Annotated in this window: 15 protein-coding genes; 5 read left to right on the top strand and 10 right to left on the bottom strand. The window is 33.9% G+C overall.

Annotated features, from left to right (window positions below; translation table 11 throughout):
• Positions 1 to 15: 15 nt before the first annotated feature.
• Together Q0871_RS00255 and Q0871_RS00260 are read left to right on the top strand one after the other, a co-directional pair.
• Complete coding sequence (locus Q0871_RS00255; RefSeq protein ID WP_299316854.1) at positions 16 to 1,260, top strand: hypothetical protein; 1,245 nt, start codon at positions 16 to 18, stop codon at positions 1,258 to 1,260.
• Between the two features lie 89 nt (positions 1,261 to 1,349).
• A complete protein-coding gene (locus tag Q0871_RS00260) occupies positions 1,350 to 2,195 on the top strand; it encodes a DUF2911 domain-containing protein (RefSeq protein ID WP_299316857.1) in 846 nt (281 codons plus the stop codon).
• 73 nt (positions 2,196 to 2,268) lie between these two features.
• Here the strand turns inward: Q0871_RS00260 and galK are convergent, their stop codons facing one another.
• The 8 genes from galK to Q0871_RS00300 all read right to left on the bottom strand — a co-directional run bounded on the left by galK (position 2,269) and on the right by Q0871_RS00300 (position 11,331).
• Positions 2,269 to 3,426 carry a galactokinase gene (gene galK, locus Q0871_RS00265; RefSeq protein WP_299316859.1) on the bottom strand — a complete coding sequence of 386 codons (1,158 nt, stop codon included), beginning with the start codon at positions 3,424 to 3,426 and terminating at the stop codon, positions 2,269 to 2,271.
• A gap of 25 nt (positions 3,427 to 3,451) precedes the next feature.
• Positions 3,452 to 5,188: a sodium:solute symporter gene (locus tag Q0871_RS00270; RefSeq protein WP_299316861.1), complete on the bottom strand. Its 1,737-nt coding sequence runs from the start codon at positions 5,186 to 5,188 to the stop codon at positions 3,452 to 3,454.
• Between the two features lie 111 nt (positions 5,189 to 5,299).
• Positions 5,300 to 7,831 (bottom strand): PIG-L family deacetylase, encoded by a 2,532-nt coding sequence (locus tag Q0871_RS00275; protein ID WP_299316864.1) that lies wholly within the window; start codon positions 7,829 to 7,831, stop codon positions 5,300 to 5,302.
• A gap of 80 nt (positions 7,832 to 7,911) precedes the next feature.
• Positions 7,912 to 8,490 (bottom strand): mechanosensitive ion channel domain-containing protein, encoded by a 579-nt coding sequence (locus Q0871_RS00280; RefSeq protein ID WP_299316865.1) that lies wholly within the window; start codon positions 8,488 to 8,490, stop codon positions 7,912 to 7,914.
• Positions 8,491 to 8,493: 3 nt separating this feature from the next.
• Positions 8,494 to 9,441, bottom strand: a complete 948-nt coding sequence (locus tag Q0871_RS00285) for a septum formation inhibitor Maf (protein WP_299316867.1) — start codon at positions 9,439 to 9,441, stop codon at positions 8,494 to 8,496.
• Positions 9,442 to 9,464: 23 nt separating this feature from the next.
• Entirely contained in the window at positions 9,465 to 10,052 is a 588-nt protein-coding gene (locus Q0871_RS00290; protein ID WP_299316869.1) for a Maf family nucleotide pyrophosphatase, read from the bottom strand.
• Between the two features lie 3 nt (positions 10,053 to 10,055).
• Complete coding sequence (locus tag Q0871_RS00295) at positions 10,056 to 10,583, bottom strand: HAD family hydrolase (protein WP_299316872.1); 528 nt, start codon at positions 10,581 to 10,583, stop codon at positions 10,056 to 10,058.
• Positions 10,567 to 11,331 (bottom strand): Rossmann-like and DUF2520 domain-containing protein, encoded by a 765-nt coding sequence (locus Q0871_RS00300; protein WP_299316874.1) that lies wholly within the window; start codon positions 11,329 to 11,331, stop codon positions 10,567 to 10,569. The genes Q0871_RS00295 and Q0871_RS00300 overlap by 17 nt, the downstream gene beginning before the upstream one ends.
• Positions 11,332 to 11,469: 138 nt before the next feature.
• On the opposite strand from Q0871_RS00300, the gene ccsA reads away from it, so the two are divergent.
• Entirely contained in the window at positions 11,470 to 14,649 is a 3,180-nt protein-coding gene (gene ccsA, locus Q0871_RS00305; RefSeq protein ID WP_299316876.1) for a cytochrome c biogenesis protein, read from the top strand.
• Between the two features lie 84 nt (positions 14,650 to 14,733).
• Here the strand turns inward: ccsA and Q0871_RS00310 are convergent, their stop codons facing one another.
• On the bottom strand, positions 14,734 to 16,008 hold the full coding sequence (locus tag Q0871_RS00310; protein WP_299316879.1) for a M14 family metallopeptidase: 1,275 nt from the start codon (positions 16,006 to 16,008) through the stop codon (positions 14,734 to 14,736).
• 310 nt (positions 16,009 to 16,318) lie between these two features.
• On the opposite strand from Q0871_RS00310, the gene Q0871_RS00315 reads away from it, so the two are divergent.
• Positions 16,319 to 17,470, top strand: coding sequence for a PLP-dependent aspartate aminotransferase family protein (locus tag Q0871_RS00315; RefSeq protein WP_299316881.1), 1,152 nt, complete (start codon positions 16,319 to 16,321; stop codon positions 17,468 to 17,470).
• Between the two features lie 25 nt (positions 17,471 to 17,495).
• Positions 17,496 to 18,212: a bacillithiol biosynthesis deacetylase BshB1 gene (gene bshB1 / locus Q0871_RS00320; RefSeq protein WP_299316884.1), complete on the top strand. Its 717-nt coding sequence runs from the start codon at positions 17,496 to 17,498 to the stop codon at positions 18,210 to 18,212.
• On the opposite strand, the gene Q0871_RS00325 is transcribed toward bshB1, so the two are convergent.
• Positions 18,209 to 20,299: a tetratricopeptide repeat-containing sensor histidine kinase gene (locus tag Q0871_RS00325; RefSeq protein ID WP_299316887.1), complete on the bottom strand. Its 2,091-nt coding sequence runs from the start codon at positions 20,297 to 20,299 to the stop codon at positions 18,209 to 18,211. The genes bshB1 and Q0871_RS00325 overlap by 4 nt on opposite strands.
• Positions 20,300 to 20,473: the final 174 nt, after the last annotated feature.

Raw genomic sequence — 20,473 nt, forward strand, 5'->3', positions numbered from 1 at the left:
GCTTATTTTGCAACAATGAAACTTTTTGTTCAACGGTTGGGGATTATTATTCTATTCACTTGTACAGCTGCGGTAGCTGCGCAAGAGAATGTGCAAACTGTTGGTGAACTGCCTAATGATGTTTTTGAAACATCTGGTTTAATATATTTTAATGGGAATTTAATTACCCATAATGATTCGGGTAACGAAGCCGTACTTTATGAATTAGATACATTAACGCTTTCTATACAGAGAAGAGTGAATATCACTAATATTTCAAATATTGATTGGGAGGCGATTTCTCAAGATGATGAGTATATCTACATCGGTGATTTTGGAAATAATGTGGGTACAAGAACTGACTTAGCTGTTCATAGAATCTTAAAAGAAGAGTATCTAAGTTCTAATACCGTTACCGCAACTACCATAAACTTTTCTTATGAAGATCAACAAGTGTACGAGAATAATGGAAATAGTGATTGGGATGCAGAAGCATTTTTTGTTATTGATGATAGAATAGTAGTATTGACTAAGCAATGGCAATCTCAAGGGTCAGTGGCTTATGAATTTTCTAAATTTCCAGGAACGTATACGGCAAGTATTGTAGGAAATATTGAAGAAGTTGGGTTGATTACCGATGCAACTTATGATGCAGAATCAAACAGATTAGTTGTAATTGGATACTCTTCGATTTTGAGTCCGTTTGTAGGTGTTGTAGATCACTTAAATTTTAATGCTGTTTTTGAAGGATACGTACAACAATCTTTAGGTCTCAATTTTATACAAGCGGAAGGACTAACGCAAACCAGTTCTAACAGTTATTTTTTTTCATCTGAATATTATTCTAGACAAACTCCCACTATTGAATCGCCATCACGATTATTTTCTTTTCAGATTGCGGATATTGTGACAGAGGAACCTGAAGAGCCAGAAAACCCTGAAGAGCCAGAGAATCCCGAAGAGTCTGAAGAACCTGAAACTCCAGAGGAGCCAGAGGAAACTGAAAATCCAATAATACCTGTAGTTCCTGAGAATTCTAATGAAGAGGGTAAATTGATTATCTACAGAGATAGCTCTTCAAACCTTTACCATTATTCTATTGCCACAGATAAAACAGTTTTCGGACAGGTTATTTATGATTTATCTGGAAAGGAAGTATGGCAGAAATCAGGAGCAATTAATAAAAAGGGTATCATCTCGCATCATTTAGAATCTTCAATTTATTATTTGGCTTTGTATTTAGAAGATGGTGTAATTGCAACATCTTTTGCTGTTTACTAATTATGAGCTTAGTATTTAAGAATTTGTTAACATTTCAACCTCTCCTTTATAAGTAGTTTTGCGATAAATAACTAATCAGCAAAATAATCATGAACAAAGTAGTACTATTTTTATTGGCAATTGTAGCTTCCTTAACTGTTGAAGCACAAATAAATACACCAGCACCAAGTCCGGCAGCTAAATTAATGCAGACGGTAGGTTTAACTGAAGTGAGTATTGACTATTCAAGACCTTCTATGAGAGGTAGAAAAGTATTTGGTAACCTTGTACCTTTTGACAAATTATGGAGAACAGGAGCGAACGGATACACTTTAGTAACTTTTGACTCTGACGTAACTATTAGTGGTAAAGAAGTTAAAGCAGGAACATATTCTATTTTCACTAAACCAGGAGCTTCTGCATGGGAAGTTTTTATCTATACTGATACTATAGGTGGTGGTACTCCAAGTAATTGGGAAGAAAGCAAAGTAGTTGCTCAATTATCTGTATCAGTTTATAAAATTGAGATGCCTGTTGAAACTTTTACAATCACTTTTGATGATGTAACTTCTAACGGAGCAAATATTGGTATCATTTGGGAAAATACTTATGTAGCAATTCCTTTTACTGTTGGTACAGATGCTACTGTAATGAGCAGTATTGATAAAGCTTTAAGCGGACCAACTGCTGAAGATTATTATGCATCTGCTGTATACTATTCTAGTGAAGGTAAAGATATTAACAAAGCTAAGGAATGGATGAACAAGGCAATGTCAATGACTGATAAGCCTGCATTCTGGCAACTAAGACAACAGTCTCTAATCTTAGCGAAAGCTGGTGATAAAAAAGGAGCGATTGAAGCTGCTAAAAAATCATTAACAGGTGCTACTGCAGCTGGTAACAATGATTACATTAAAATGAACAACGATTCAATTAAAGAATGGAGTTCTAAATAATTAGAATCTTTATAAAACTAAAAAAGTCCGTGTTATAAAACACGGACTTTTTTTATGGAAAATATGTAGCATTTTATTCAAATACTTTTACCCCGTCATCAATATCCAAATGGTAGTATTCAGCATCGATACCAGTTTGTTTCTTATATTGTTCTAGCAAAGATTTTATATTGTTATCTAGTTTTTCTGTCTTCATTAGATTAATCGTGCAGCCACCAAAGCCGCCACCCATCATTCTAGAACCAAGCACACCATCTAAACTTTCACCAATTTTAACCAAAGCATCTAATTCGCTTGTGGTTATTTGATATTGCGTAGACATAGCCCAATGACCTTCTTTAAGTACAGCACCAACGGCATTAGCATCGCCAGCAGATAAAACCTTTATCATTTTGCGAACGCGATTATTTTCTTCGATAATATAATTTACGCGCTTAATATCGATAACATTAGCAAGGTTGGTAACTTTTTGTAAATCTTCTAACGTAACATCGCGTAACGACGTGATTTCAGGTCTATATTTCTGAACCTCTTTTACAATATTTTCGCAAGAAACGCGACGCTTGTTGTATTCAGAATCAACAGCTAAATTGTGTTTTATATTAGAATTTACCAGTACCCAACTATAACCATCTAGATTAATAGGAATGTAGGTATGACTCAAATCTTTACAGTCTAAGAAAAATGCATTTCCCTTTTTTCCAAAGAGCACTGCATATTGATCCATTAATCCGCAATTGAGTCCAATTTTATGTTCTGCTTCTTGTGCGATTAAAGCAATTTCTTCTCTTGAAATCTCTTTTCCTGATACTTTAGTAAGGGCATAAATAAAACCACAACACAATGCGGCAGAAGAAGAGAGACCTGATCCAATAGGAATATCTCCACCAAAAACACAATCCATTCCTTTTAAAGGATAGTTTTTAGCAACTAGAATTTCAATAATAGCCTTAAAATAGTTACCCCAAAAAGATTCAAATTTTTGATGCTCGCCATTTATTTGGAATACAATTTTCTCTGGCTGGGTTAAAAAAGTTTCAATCTGAATACTATTAAGGTCATTGCCAGAAACAGCAAAATAAATCCCTTTTTCTATAGAAGCAGGTAGTACCAAACCTTCATTATAATCAGTATGTTCACCAATTATATTAATTCGTCCCGGAGCTTTAATAAGCGTAGGTGTATTCTTGTATTGTTCAATAAAATAAGACGCTACTTGTTTATGTACCATCAGTTTTTTTGAAAAGTTATTGTTCTTAGGTTGTAGGTAAAGGCTTTTTAAGCATACGGTCAAAGGCTTCAAATATAAATGATATTATAATAACTAATGCCGCACCAAAAAAGTTAAGCCATAGATATCCTAATTTTTCTTGACCAGAAGGGTAAATATGAATTAGATAATAATAGATAATACAAATAATAATTTGTGTAACTAATGCAGCAAAGAAAACGGCATTACCTTTTATAAACTTAAAGAAAAATGCGATTAAAAATATACCTAAAACATTACCATAGAAAATACTACCAATGATATTTACTAATTGAATTAAATTGTCAAATAGGTTTGCCACACAGGCAATTAATATGGCTATAATTCCCCAAATTAAAGTGAAGAACTTAGAGGCTTTTACATAATGCTCTTCTGAAAGATTTTCGCTTGCTCTATTACGCTTATATAAATCTAAAGCGGTAATAGTACCTAGTGCATTTAACTCTGAAGCTGTTGATGACATTGCCGCAGATAAAATCACGGCTAATAACAGCCCTACTAAACCTGTGGGTAAATTATTTAGTATGAAGTGGATAAAGACATAATCTTTATCGTTAGTTTCAACCGCATCATTGGCTTGACTAATTAAAGCTTTTGCAGCTATTCTATTGGTGCTATCTTTATGGTTAATGCGTATAATTTGCTTTTTAGCTTCTTCAACTGCTGTATATTCTTTTATCTCTAAAGCTGCAGAAAATTTGTTTTGAGCAATTCTTTTTTCTGCTTCTAGTTCAATTTGTCCTTTTTGGAGTAGCTTGTAGTCATCAGCATAACTTGACTCCATTACTGCCTGTGTAGCAGATGGATTAAAATTTAATGGTGACGGATTGTATTGATAAAAGACAAATACCATTACACCCACCAAAAGAATAAAGAACTGCATAGGTATTTTAAGAACAGCATTGAAAATAAGACCTAATTGACTTTCTCTTACAGATTTACCAGATAAATAACGCTGTACCTGACTTTGATCTGTACCGAAATAGGCTAGGAACAAGAACAGTCCGCCTGTTATACCACTCCAGAATGTGTATCTACTGGAAGTATCTAAATCAAAATTCAGTATTTCTAATTTATTACTGGCACCAGCAATTTTCATTGCTTTACTAAAGGTAATATCAGAAGGTAGGTATCCTAATATAAAAAAGAAGGTGATGAACATACCTGTCATGATAATGAACATCTGCTGTTTTTGAGTGACACTCACAGCTTTTGTTCCACCAGACACGGTATAAATAATTACTAGAGAACCAAGAATAATATTTAGTGTGCGTAAGTCCCAACCAAGTACTGCAGATAAAATTATTGAAGGAGCAAAAATGGTAATACCTGCAGCTAGTCCTCTTTGAATTAAAAATAGTATTGCTGCTAAAGAACGAGTTTTAAGATCAAAACGACCTTCTAAAAATTCATAGGCGGTATATACCTTCATCTTATGGTAAAGTGGAATAAATACCATACAAATGATAATCATGGCAAAGGGGAGTCCAAAATAGAACTGAACAAAGCCCATACCATCATGAAAGGCTTGACCCGGGGTAGATAAAAAGGTTATTGCACTAGCTTGTGTAGCCATAACTGATAGACCTATTGTCCACCATTTAGAATCACTACCACCACGAACGTAATCATCTACGTTTTTACTTCCTTTGGTTTTCCAGACTCCATAAACTACAATAAAAAGAAGTGTGCTGGCAAGAATAATCCAATCTAATCCTTCCATATTAATTAAATGACGTCATTACGTAATAGAAAATAAGAACATATATGAGATTGAGTACCAACACTATGGTGTACTCTTTTTTCCAAGTTTTATTTTCATCCCGTTCGTTGCTCATCCTTTGATTTTGGCTTTTGTTTCAACTTTATCTTTTCCAACAGAAAGCATATTAGAAAATAGCTTGTAAGCTCCAGGAACACCAACCGGTAATTCTCTAAAAAAGCTCAGTCCGGTATAAATATAGTTTCCCTTTCCATACGGGGCAATTAAAAGACTACCTTTTGTTGATTCTTCTCCATCATCATGCATTTCTAATACAGGTGTGAATTCTGCGCTCCATTTATTAGGAAAGTACAATCCTCGTTCTTGAACCCAACCGTCAAAATCACTCTCGCTGATTTCATTCGGAAAATGTACAAGTGAATTATCTTTTGCAATTATCTCTACTTCAGAATTTTCATTCGTTACACGGTCTCGTGAAATTTCTAGGTCATAAGGCGCTATGTTTTCAAATTGAGAACCCCATCTGCTAGCAGTGTTATATTGCACAATTACTGTACCGCCATTTTTAGCGTAATCTAGAATAAATCGTTGCTTAAATTTTAGTTCATCTACTACGTTATATGCTCTAATACCTAAAACAACAGCATCATATTTTTTTAATGATTCTTTTGTGATGGTTGTAGGGTCAATTAGTTGAACATTGTATCCTATTTGTTCTAAACTCGTAGGTACTTCATCTCCAGCACCCATAATATAACCTATATTTTCTCCTGCTTTCTGGATGTTTAATCGAACTACTTTGGTTTCTGAAGGTAGTAAAACAGTTTGCGTCGGTACATGGTCATAAGCTATGGTCACCAACTCTTTGGTAATTTCGTTACCATTTAGTTTTATGATAGGGGAGATGCTACTTTCGTTCTCGGTAGCTGGCGGACTCAACGTAAAATATACTGTTTGCTCATCGCCTTTTTTGTTGATTGAGAATGGTTGCGATTTTTTATCAACTTGCCACCCTATGCCGTATTTTAACTCAACTGTACCAGAGATACTGTCTTTGTGAGCCTTAATAGTAACGGGAATTCTTTTTTGTGATGCATCGGCAAATATTAAAACCTTATCGGTAAAGCTTGCTGTTGCCTCTGGTACCACTTCAAAAGGTTGATAAATTTCTCCTTTATCGGGTTTTGCATATTTATAAACGACAGGTCTGATTATAGGAACTAAAACACCGTTTATGTTTAAATTAAAAGTAGCATTAAATGCTCGTGGTGTTTCTGGTTTGCCTATTAAGTCGTTATTCTTGACGGTATACGTTCCTAAAGTTCCTTTTTCCATTAACCAATATGGACTAGTGAAATCTGTGGAAGCCGGAATATTTAATTCAACTTTCTTTTCAAACAATTCATTATTGTTTAAAACAATATTGTCAATGTTACTATTCTGGTCATTTAGAAATATTGATTTTATTTCAATATTAATATCACTATTATTCAATGCTTGAATTTGAACATCGACGTTTTGACTAGGATTTGTATACCCCGTTTTCGTAAAAGCTTCTAAATGCAATCCAGTAATAGCTGAAATGATTGTAGTTAATTCTTCTGTTTTCAAATTTTTCCAATGCTCATCAGATACATTTTGTAATAACTGATACGCTTCAAGCAATTTTGGTAAATGTGATGTAGGGTTTTTGAAATTAAAATTATCCTGTACATCGTAAAGAATTTCACCGATAGCTTTTCCTCCATCAATTCTAGACCAACTAGTATCGATACCATCAAAAAGGTTTGACTTGTCTTTTGGTAAATCGCCTTTTAACAATTCAACGTATTCATCTTCTGTGCCTCTAGAGCTTAGTCTTCCAAAACCTTGGCATAAGTGCTGACTGCTAGCTAATGAAGCTATTTCGTTATTAGACATGCCTAACATAGGGTAGTAGGTGCCTACATCCATATGTAAAAGATTAGTTTTATCTGCCGCTTTAAATTTTTCTTGGCTACCATAAAACCACCACGATGTATTGAAAAATAATCGTTTAGGTTGCCAAGTGTTTGTTGATGATAATTGTTCTGGGTAGGCATTAGAATCATTTGCTAGGTCGAATGCCTCGAAACTTAACATTGCCGAAGAGGTGTGATGACCATGTGTTGTACCTGGCGATCTATGATCGAATCTATTGATAATTACATCTGGCTTAAATTTACGAATAGTTCTAACCACATCACCAAGAATGGCTTCTTTGTCCCAAATTTTTAGAGTTTCACTTGGTTGTTTTGAGTAACCAAAATCATTAGCGCGACTAAAAAATTGTTCACCACCGTCAACTCTTCTTGCTGCAAGTAATTCTTGTGTTCGTAGTACTCCTAAAAGTTCACGTAATTCTGGACCAATTAAATTCTGACCTCCATCGCCTCTGGTAAGAGATAAATAACCAGTTCTTGCTTTAACGTTGTTAGATAGATATGATATTAAGCGGGTGTTTTCATCGTCTGGGTGTGCAGCTATATAAAGTGCGGTACCTAAAAAATTAAGCTTTTCAATAGAGTGGTAAATGTCGGTTGCAGAACTGTTCTTGGGGGTTTGGGCTTTCAGGGTACCGAGTACAAAGATACTGCAGGTTATTAACCCAAATAAATATCGCATTTTAAGTTGGTTTTGGTAGTAATTTCAAATATAATAAGATTAGTACCTAAGCTTGCTTTTTTACGACTTCTTTAACAGAATCAAAAAATTTGTTCTTCCTCTTCTTCTGTATTTAAAAATTCACCTTGTTGGTAAGTAGATATTAGTATTACTCCTTTTTGAAGTACAAGGTTATTTGGGTAGGTTAAAATCTCACCGTTACTTCTTCTTAAATGTAAATGGAAAGCTCTAATATCTTCTATTACAAATTTATCTAAATCGGTATTGTTCGGGTCAAGTAATTCTTTATCTAAAATACGTATCGTATTACCTATTTTAAAAGGGAATGAAAAGAAGATGATAACACCTGCGGTGATGTTACTTAATATAGACCATTGGGCAAATAATGCTACACCAATTACAGCGAAAACCGATGATAGCATAACGCCTAAATCTCTGTAGTTTACACTCCAAACCAGGGTTAAAACTACAACTGCGATAATAGTTAGCGCAATATTTGTAAACTTGAGTATTAGATTTGTACGTACAGGATTATAATCACTGAGCTTACTAACCTTTCTTATCGCTGTGGTGAATAAAAATTTTAAAACTAGAATAACAATTAAAACAATGAGACTATATATTAACTCATTATAATGCCCATTAATAAATTCTTTCATATACTATAACCCTAAACTATCGCGCAAAGATAAATCCTTATTCGATTTCTGCTGCCAATAGGGTGTTGTAATCCTGTTAATTCTTGTTCCTTTAGAAGTTAAAACTTTTTTATTGTCGCCAAATCCATCATGAAAGGTATCTGCCCAGCTTTCTATTAGATATGGAAACTTGTTTTCAAAGTTAATTTTTAAAGTACGTTCTAACTCTGGATAGTAAATTTCATAAGTATTCATTCCATCTTTTTCAGTTAAAGAAGTGACTGCCTTGTAAGCCTTGAATTCTTCATGAGTTGTTCTTATAAACTCCAATGAAGGAATCATTTTTATTTCACCGCTTGGTAAATTTTCAGGGTTTACTCTAATTTTATTCCAGATTTCATTTTCAAGAACAGCTTTCTCTATTTGGTAATCTTGATCACCTTCAGATTCAAAATAAGAATGACTCATAATTTTGAAATCATCTTTATTGTTTAATTGCGCGTATACATGACCGCACCATTCTTGTGCAGAAAACGATACTTTAAGCGCATGTTGATTATCATGTACAGGATAGAAAGTACTCGTCATAATAGAGTAGGGGTAAATACCCGTAATGTAGTTTTTGGTAGTATTCAATTTTAAGACAGGAATGTTGCTTTCATTGCTATTATTTGCCTTTACTTGAGCGCCTGGTAAAAATGGTTCAGTCACAAAAATCAATACAGAACTGCCTTCTCTCATCTCACCATACCTAGCTTGTTCTAAATTGTAGGAGGTGATTTCTGCAGTACCGTTATACCAATAATCTTTAAATTCTTGGGAAAGCTCTTTTTCAGGAGCTTCTGTTTTTATTTCAGTGGTTAACATAGCTAAAGTGTCACTATTATTTTTAGGTTTTTCTTTGCAGCTAGAAAGGAGTATTACCAATCCGAAAATGCTGTAAACTGCCTTGTTTAGTTTTAATAATGTCATGCCTGTCATAATTTTAAATTATTCTATGTTACCAATAGTGATAAGGTTTCGTAAACCAGTTGTGTTGGTAAACCAACTACATTAGTGTATGAGCCTTTAATTTTTTGAATACCTATAAGTCCTATCCATTCTTGAATACCATATGCACCTGCTTTATCGTAAGGTTGATATTCCTTTATATAGTGTTGAATTTCATCTTCCGATAAATTCTTGAACTTGACTTCTGTTATTGAATGCTGAACTATCTGTCGTTCAGTTGTTGTAAAACATACAGATGAAATTACCTGATGCCAATCTCCAGATAGTTTTTTAAGCATTGATTCAGCTTCAATATTATCTTCAGCTTTGGCTAAAGATTCATTATTGTGCCAAACAACTGTGTCTGATGTTATTAAAATGTCTTTTGGCTGCAAATCTGGTTTAAATACTTCTGCCTTTAATTTAGCTAGGTAATCAGATATTTCAGCTCCTTTTAATTCTGACGGATATACTTCATCAACAGATTTAATACGAACTTCAAAATCAAGCTCCATTTCGTTAAAGAACTGATGTCTTCTTGGTGAGCCAGATGCGAGAATTAAATGATATTCTTTTAATTTTTGTTTCAACATATACTAATCGTTTGCAGCACTAAAATGGCTCGTCCAATCTCCACGTACTTTTAAAACTTGCTCGATGACATCACGTACACAACCATGACCACCATTTATGTGCGATATGTATTGACTTATACTTTTTACTTCGGCAACAGCATTTTGTGGGCAGGCAGCTATGGCAACGGCTTGCATTGGTGGAATATCTGGTATGTCATCACCCATGAATAAGACGTTTTCTGCATCAATATGGTAGATGTCCATATACTCTTCTAAAGCATCCATCTTATAATGAGCTCCCATATAAATATCTGTTACTCCTAGAGCACTTAGTCTGGTACGAACACCTTCATTTGTTCCTCCGGTAATAATACAAACATTATAACCTTTTTTTAATGCTACTTTTAAGGCATAACCATCTTTCACATTCATTGTACGAAGCAATTCTCCTTCACTTGTAACTAAAAGACTGCCATCTGTAAATACACCATCAACATCAAAAATAAATGTGGTAATGTCATTTAAATATTCTTTATAACTCTTTTCCATGCTTCTCTTTAATTGCGTTGCTTAATAGGGTGTACAGTTCCCGTTGGTGTTTGTCTTTTATGATTTGTAAATGATTGTGTAATGTTTTTTGGTCTCCGCGTTTTGCAGGTCCCGTTTGGGATTGCAAAGGTGTAAGTATATCTAACTTTGCTGCAGTTTCTTTGATTAAGGGTTGTAATAGTTTGAAGTCAATTTTATGCTCGTTGCAGATTTCAGAACCAATCGTATACATGTAATTTGTAAAATTATTTACAAATACTGCTGCTACATGAAGGGTTTTTCGCTGTTCAGAATCTATTTCAACTACTGTATTACTTAATTTTTTGCCAAGTTTTTTTAATAAATGGAGATCTTCTTCACTCGTAGCCTCTACACAAATTGGAATATCATCAAATGATATGATCTTACCTTTTGTAAAGGTCTGCAAAGGATAAAATATACCTGGTCGTTTTGCAGATTGTAAGGCTTCAAGAGAAGTCGCTCCAGAAGTATGCGCTACTATTCCATCAACATTTTTAAAACTTTCAGCAACTAATTTGATAGCGTCATCTGATATTGCCAGTATATAAATATCTGCAGCTGCGATCTCATTATAGGTCGTAGAAATAGCAATGTTGTTCTTTACAAACGTCAAATGTTCTCGGTTTCTACCAATTATTTGCATAATGGTTACATCATTTGATTTTTCAAATGCTTGATAAAGATTTTGAGCTACATTTCCTGTACCAACTATAACGACAGATATCATGTAGCAAAAGTACAAAGTTTATAGAAGTCTTGTTGTATTAAAATTAACAGTTTCAACGAACTTTAAAAGCAGCAAAAGGCATCCGTAAATGATGAAAAGACCTTATTTTTGCATCTTGAAAATCAACTCCTATCTTCCATGACGGAAATGTTCAAAAAAATATTCTTCTCTACACGTTTAATGTCCATTCTATTTATCGTTTTTGCCACAGCAATGGCATTCGGTACTTTTATAGAAAGCTGGTATAGTACAGAAACTGCACGAATCTGGATTTATAATGCCTGGTGGTTCGAGGTTATCATGGTATTTTTTGTAATTAATTTTTTTGGTAATATCACTAGATACCGTCTTCTACGATTAGAGAAATGGCCTGTGTTGGTTCTGCATCTATCTTGGGTATTGATTATTATTGGAGCTTTTGTAACGCGTTATATCAGTTTTGAAGGTATGATGCCAATACGTGAAGGAAAGACGGAAAAAGTATTCTATTCTGATAAAACGTATCTAACAGTTTATGTTGATGGAGAAATTGAAGGTGAGGCACGAAGAAAAGTATTAGAAGATGATTTGATCGTTACTCCAGAAGCTATTAAATCTAACCTTCCATGGAAAGCCGATTTTAATGGTGAAGATTTTGAAGTTTCTTATGTTGAATTTATAAAAGGAGCTAAGCAAGGTTTATTGCCAGATTCTAATGGAACGAAGTTTTTAAAGATTGTAGAGGCTGGTGATGGTGAACGTCATGATCACTATTTAGAAGATGGTAAGGTGGCAAGTATACATAATGTACTTTTCGCATTAAATAATAATACAGACGGCGCCATCAATATTATGACCACAGATTCTGTATATCAGATTCATTCTCCTTTTGATGGTAACTATATGCGTATGGCTGATCAGTTTCAAGGCGTTTTAGTGAAAGATAGTTTGCAACCCTTAGTGTTGCGTTCATTATATAATACTGCTGGTATGCAGTTTGTTATTCCAGATTCTGTAACACAAGGTTCTTATGGTATTGTTGAAATACCTGAAGCAGAAAAAACTAAAATAGACCAAGACGCCATAGTTTTTGATGTAATTGCTAACGGAGAAACAAAACAAATTAAGTTATTAGGTAGTAAAGGACCTTCTGATTTTAGTAAGAAAGTGAATGTTGGCGGACTTAATTTCTCTATCCGATACGGATCTAAAGTATATGATTTGCCATTCGGTATTAAATTGAATGATTTTATAGCGGAGAAATACCCTGGTACAGAAAAAGGGTATGCATCTTTTATGAGTAGGGTGACCATTGAGGATGAAAGACCTTTTGATTATGATATATTTATGAACCATGTTTTGGACCATGATGGTTATCGCTTTTTTCAATCAGGCTTTGATCCAGATGAGAAAGGGACAACGCTATCTGTTAATCATGATTTTTGGGGGACTTGGATTACCTACATTGGTTATTTTCTTTTATATATCGGATTAATGGGAATTATGTTTTTTGGTAAAACTCGCTTTAAGGACTTGGCTAATTCTTTAGATGAATTAAAAATCAAAAAGAAAAAAATGTTCGGTGTTATCGCAGTTCTAATGGCGTTTTCATTCTCATCTTTTGCACAAGAACAACATACGCCAGAAGAAGGTCATCAACAGGCACCAAGTAAAACACAAATAGATTCTTTACTGGAAGCTAGTATGGTCTGTAAAGAGCATGCAGATAAATTTGGCAAGCTAGTAATACAAGATGAAGGTGGACGAATGAAGCCTATTAATACATTTTCATCAGAACTACTTCGTAAACTAAGTTTGAAAGACACCTATTTAGGCTATACATCTGATCAGATTTTACTTTCTATGATGATGAATCCTGCGGTTTGGTATAATACGGAATTCATCGCGTTAGATAAGAAATCGCAGAACGATAGTATTAGAAATGTTATAGGTATCCCATCAGGTCAAGAATATGTGAAGGCTACAGATTTTTTCGATAAAAAAGGGCAATATAAATTAGAGCCGTTTTTGAGAGAGGCTACAGCAACAACAAATCCGAATAAGTTTCAACAAGATTTTAAAGATGCCAATATTAGATTGAGTCTTTTAAATCAAGCTTTAGGGCAAGATGTTGTTAAGATATTTCCATTATTAGATGATGAGAATAACAAATGGATTTCAGCGGTAGAGTACAGAGGGGGACAATACGAAATTAGAGATTCACTGTATTCTAATTTTGTAAAGAATGCTATGCCATATTACCTAATGACCTTGGGTAAGGCGCAACAAAATGGAGACTATACAGCTGCAGATAAATTATTAGGTGCTTTTCACCAAAATCAACTTAACCATGGTAGTGAAGTTTTACCATCGCAACAGAAAGTAGATCTTGAGGTGACCTATAATAAACTTAACATTTTCAATAGGTTGTATCGTTTTTATGCGCTTGTTGGTTTGCTAATGTTCTTCACCTTAATATTCCAAATATTTAAAGATCGTTCTATTTGGAGGGTGGCAATATATTTCTTTAAAGGAACTATTATACTACTGTTTTTGTGGCATACTGCCGGTTTAGTTATGCGTTGGTATATTTCTGGGCATGCGCCTTGGAGTAATGCTTACGAAAGTATTTTATACGTAGCATGGGCTACCATGGGTATTGGTTGGGCATTGGGTCGTAAAAGTGATATGACATTTGCAGCATCTGCATTTGTAACTTCAATGCTTTTATGGATAGCGCACCAAAGCTGGATAGATCCTTCTATTGCCAACTTACAGCCTGTTTTAGATAGTTATTGGTTAATGATACATGTTGCAGTTATCGTTGGTAGCTACGGTCCGTTGACTGTAGGTATGATCTTGGGTCTAGTTTCATTGATTTTGATGATGTTGACCACCAAAAAGAATAAGAAACGAATGGCAATTAATATTAAAGAATTGACCATAATCAACGAATTGGCTTTAACCACGGGACTTGTGATGCTTACCATCGGTAACTTTTTAGGCGGACAATGGGCAAATGAAAGTTGGGGTCGTTATTGGGGCTGGGATCCAAAAGAAACTTGGGCACTGGTTTCTATTATGATTTATGCATTTGTAATACATACAAGACTAGTACCGGGATTAAGAGGTAAATGGACGTTCAACTTTATGAGTGTCATAGCCTTTGGTAGTATTATGATGACCTATTTTGGGGTGAACTTTTACTTGGTGGGTCTGCATAGTTATGCCAGTGGTGCGCAAGTAATTACACCAATATTTATATACTATTTAGTTGCAGGAGTACTAGTGTTAGGCGGAATCAGCTATTGGAGATATAAAGTTAATTATAGTAAATAAGATAAAATACATAGTATTAAAAAGCCTCATGGAAATTCCATGAGGCTTTTTTTTATTGATGCTATTTAAGATACTTCTAGGTCTTTAATTTTGACTATCAAGTAAATCCATAAGTTCTTCAGCTGCTACTTGACCTTTTTGTTTTAAGAAATCTCTTGCAGTATTATCACCCAACTCGAAAACAATAGCTGGCATACCGTGGTTAACATAGAAATAATTACGTGAAACCATTGTCGGTTTTATAGTTGTAGAAGGTTTTACATTCGTATGCTTTTGAGGTAATCTATTGGTGATATTATTTATCCAATCAAAAATAATTTTACCTTTATCACCAGTAATCGTAGTGTCGATAGGGTAGTAGATATCGTCCCATGTAGAGTGGAAATCTGCACCGAAGACAAACTCATATCCTTCAGATTCTTTTTTTACTAGAAAGTCTCTAACACTTCTTGTCTCTGGCTGATTGAAATCTTGCCAATCTCTATTTAAATCTATTCCCCCCATGTTATGACGCCAGTTACCATTATCAACACCATCAGGGTTCATTAGTGGAACAACAAATAAATCATAGTTTTCTCTAAATTTTTGAGCCTTTGGCGAGTCTCCACTTAAAGTTTCAATAAAAGACTTCATCGCAAGAAAGCCAGTAACCTCTGGTGGGTGTTGTCTAGAAATGACCATAACTGCTTTTTTGTGCTTACTAGTACTGACCTCCATTAAATTCATTGATCTATCCTCTCTACTTTTTCCTATTTCGTATGTAGAAATAAAGTCTTTGACAGCTAAAGAATCAATCCAATTTTTCACCCTTGTGGATCCGTATAGTTCTTGTGCAGTGATGTAAGTTGGTTCTTCGCTACTATTTATTTTTATTTCTACCATCTCAGGTACTGCCTTAATTCCAAAATCACCGGTGCCTTTATTGATGCCTGTGAAATTTGTACTATCTAAAGGAGTAAAATTTTCGCCATCGGTACTTATTTTAGGGTAGTATCTACTACGAGAATCTTGGTAAGTCATTTTAATAGTGATGGTCTTTGGTGTTTTTGACCAAACTTTAAACGCATACCACGGACTTACGTTTACCGGAGTGTTTTCAGCTGTAATTAGTGCGGTATAATGATTGTTTCCGTCAGACGTTATTCCATTTAACCTACCGCTTTCAAAATCATTACTAAAGAAGGTAGCATCGTCATCAAAGGTCCAAATACCTTTCCATTGTTTTTGAACAGGTTTAGATAAGGTGGAAACAACGGCACTTTTTCCCTGACCCTGATATCCTTGAGTTGCAGGCTTTTGGTTTTTGCATGCTAAAAAAGCGAAAACAAGTAAAATTACATAAGCGTATTTCTTCTTCATGGGTTTGAGTTTATATAGGTTTTGATGTGTTGAAGTTTAAATCTAGAAACAAAATGTGAAAGTAGATGTGTTTGAATGGAATTTGATTGAAGTATTCCGTAATTCTTAATTGTGAACTCTATTTTATAAAGTTTTGATAGTTGAATAGTAATGAGTTAAAAACTAAATCTGTGTATGTTCAAATATTTAGAAAGTTTAATACAAGTTTTGAGACCTAAGTTTAAATGTTTTAATGATAACATACAGATGTAGGATAGTGAGTTTGTTTACATTCTATTTTCTTACCTTTATTTTCTATAACTTTTAGCAAATGAATTCGAATAAAAAAGGCTTGAACACTATTTGTACCCATGTTGGTGAATTAGAAGATACACAACACAAAGGAGCCATTTCTCCATTGTATATGAGTACTTCCTATGCTTATGAAGATGTTGATGTGAAACGGTATCCTAGATACTTTAACACCCCAAACCAAGAAGGGCTTTCCAAAAAAGTGGCGGCGTTAGAGCACGCAGAATCTGCACTAATATTTGGTAGCGGAATGGCTGCTGTAAGTACAGCATTGTTGGCTTTTTTAAATGCTGGGGATCATGTTGTTTTGCAACAGACCTTATACGGCGGAACATATAATTTAGTGAACGAAGAGTTTTCCAAATACGGAATCGAGTATTCATTTACCGAAGGTTGGAGAGCCGAAGCATTTGAAACCCAAATTAAGGAGAATACAAAAGTTATTTATATAGAAACTCCATCTAATCCTTTATTGACCATTACCGATTTAGAAGCCGTTGCTGTCATTGCAAAAAAACACGGAATTATTACTTTAATCGATAATACGTTTGCTAGTCCGGTAAATCAAAATCCTATAGATTTTGGAATTGATGTCGTAATTCATAGTGCTACAAAGTACATGGGTGGTCATTCAGATATTTGTGCCGGCGCAGTAGCTTCAACCACAGAGTATATGGATAGAATCTTTCAATTGGCAAAAAACTTTGGAGGTAGTCTTAGTGATTACACTGTATGGTTGTTAGAGAGAAGTTTAAAAACAATGGGTATTCGTGTAAGGGCACAGAATGAAAATGCTTTAGTAATGGCTCATTTCTTAGATAAATTGCCTGATATAGAAAAAGTATATTATCCAGGCTTACCAACACACCCTGAGTATGATTTAGCGAAAAAACAAATGAGAGGTTTCGGTGGTATGTTATCTTTTGAATTGAATTCTCATTTAAACTCTTCTCAATTTCAAAAAGCATTACAACTAATAAAGCCATCAATGAGTTTGGCTGGGGTAGAGAGTACTGTAATATCACCTACACAAACATCGCATGCTTTAATGAGTGCAGAAGTAAGAGCGGAACAAGGTATCGCAGACGGTTTAATTCGTTTTTCTGTAGGTATAGAAGAGGTTGAAGATTTACAGCAAGATATTTTGCAAGCTTTAGAAAGTTTAAAATAATTATATCAATTACAATTAGCATAGCATGAAGTTGGATATTTTAGTATTTGGAGCGCATCCTGATGATGCAGAGTTAGGAGCAGGTGGTACCATTGCCAAAGAAATAGCTTTGGGTAAAAAAGTAGGTATCGTAGATTTAACACGTGGTGAATTAGGAACGAGAGGTTCAGCGGAAATTCGTGATCAAGAATCAGCCAATGCAGGAGAGATTTTAGGTGTTGCGGTACGTGAAAATTTAAGATTTAGAGATGGTTTTTTTATCAACAATGAAGCGCATCAATTAGAAATCATAAAAATGATTCGTAAATACAAGCCAAATACTGTTTTGTGTAATGCCATTGATGATAGACATATAGATCATGGTAAAGGTAGTAAGCTTGTTAGTGATGCTTGTTTTTTAAGCGGATTAAGACGTATTGAAACAAAAGTAGGAGAGGAGAGTCAGCAAGAATGGAGACCTAAATTAGTATATCATTATATTCAGTGGAAGAATATTACTCCCGATTTTGTAGTAGATATTAGTGATTATATTACAGCTAAAACTGATGCTATTTTAGCATATACATCTCAGTTTCATGATCCTAAAAGCAATGAGCCAGAAACGCCAATTAGTAGTAAAACCTTTATTGAAAGTGTGCACTATAGAGCTAAAGATTTAGGTAGATTAGTTGGAGTTGATTATGCAGAAGGCTTTACTGTAGAAAGAATGGTGGCGGTCGATTCGCTTGACCATTTAATTTAAGCAGATTCTTTATATCGTTTTTGTATTCTTGGTATTGTAAAGTAAAAGCTAGAACCTTTACCTAAGGCACTATGCACCCATATTTTACCATTGTTTTTCTCGACCATTTCTTTACATAACGAAAGTCCTAATCCGGTGCCTTTTTCATCATTGGTACCGTAAGTAGTATGGTTAGAGTCTTTCTCGAATAATTTGCTAATAATATCTTCACTCATACCCATTCCATTATCCTTTACGTATATCTCGCAAGTTTTAATTTTTTGTATGGCACCAATGATTATCTGTCCGTTATTAGGTGTAAACTTTAAAGCATTACTTAGAAGATTTCTAATAATAATATCTATTTGATTTGGATCTGACCAAATTTGACAATTAGGCTCAATTCTATTTACTAGTGTAATAGACTTCGCTTCTGCAATTTCAGATAAGAGTGCTATATTTTCCTCTACTATACAATCTAAATTAGTTACAGAGTGTCTAGTGATTGATCCATTCATTTGTGTTTGTCCCCAAGATAGTAAGTTGTTGAGGGTAAATGATATAGTATCAATATCTACTTTTAATTTCGGTACAAAATTCAAGAATTCATCTTTTGTCATTTCTCCTTCTTTAAATAATTTTAAAAGTCCTTGAAATGCACCTATTGGTCCTCTTAAATCATGACCTATGATAGAGAATAATTTGTTTTTAGTCTGGTTTAATTCATTTAAATACGCTTGTTTCTCTTCTAAATCATTTTTCTTATTTCTAAGTTCTAGATTTAATTTTTTCTGTTCTTGCTCATTTCTATGAATCAAGAATGTGATAATCGCGAAAATGATAAGTACTACAATAAATATATAAATGTATATTTTTTGTTTAGCGAGTGCTTTTTCATTATCAAGAATTAATTGTTGCTTCTGCTGATCGTATGCTACTCTTGTTTTAAGCATATTCAATGCTTTTTCGTTACTAAGAGCAGAAAGTGATTCATATGTTGCCTGATAGAGCTCATGATACCATAGCGATTTTTCAAAGTCTTTCTTCTCCTTTAAAATTTTTGAAAGTTTGAGCGCGCTAGTTTTTATACCTGATCTAAGACCTATTTTTTTTGAAAGGTCAAATGCATTTAAGGCATATACTTCAGCTACACTGTCTTTTTCAAGATTTAAATAAGCTTCGGTCATACCATTCAATAAATCTATTTTACCACGATCATCTTCTATTTCTTGATGCAGTAATTCGCTTTGTTTATACCAGTAAAGGGCCCAAGTATTCTTGTTTTTTTTAAGATATATCTTTCCTTTTATTTCATAACAGTAGGCTAGCCATTCTAGTATTTTTTCTTTTTCAAAGGTTGCAATGCTTATATTGACATTATACATAGCATATTCTAACTCGTTCATATCTGCATATGTAGAAGCGATATTGCTTAAAGTTTCAGCCAAAAATAGGGGGTTGCCTATGTCTTCATGAATAGCTTTAGATCGTTGTAAAAACACCATTGCCTGTTCATAATCTTTTTGTTCAAGATATAAATGTGCAATATTGTCGTTTACAATTGATATGATATTTTTATAATCATATTTCTCTGCAATTTCTATTGTAGCCAAATACCATTTTAAGGCTTTTGAGTATTCGCCTTTATAACCATATTCTTTGGCTAAATCATTTAATGTTCTAGCCTTTAAAAAGTTTTGATCATATTCGGCTGCAAGATTATATGATTTTGTGAAATTTGCAATCGCTTGATCTATCTTGCCTTTATCTGAGTAATATCCTCCTAAAGAATGATAAGAAATTATTTCTCCGCTAATGAATTTAGCTTTTTTACTTGCATCAAGACTTTTTTCACTTAAAATTTTTAAACTATCTAAGTTATGATAACGATATTCTTTCGCTAGTTCAAGCAGATTATTAATATAAAGAGTGTCATTGGAATTAAAGCTTGCAGACTTCTTTATTTCTTCTAATTCACTTAAAAGAGTATCTCTTTTAGAATCTTGAGCTGAAAGGGTTAGATTACCTATAAGCAAAAATAGAAATACAACCATGCAACCTAATAATAGGTTGTGCAATGAAAATGGTTTTTGTATTCTAGTGTTCATAGCTATCGCTCAATAATGCGATCCTAAAATTAATCTAGAAGAATTCGAAAAAGTAATAAATGTTGTGAAACGTGAATTATTGTGTGTTTTATCGTTTTAAAGATGTAGTTGGACGATGAATTGGGGTTTACGAAGGTATTTATCTATCAGATTAAAGGTTTGTAATTAAATGAT

Origin of the sequence: uncultured Maribacter sp. (assembly GCF_947500985.1) — a bacterium.
Classification (GTDB): Bacteria; Bacteroidota; Bacteroidia; order Flavobacteriales; family Flavobacteriaceae; genus Maribacter.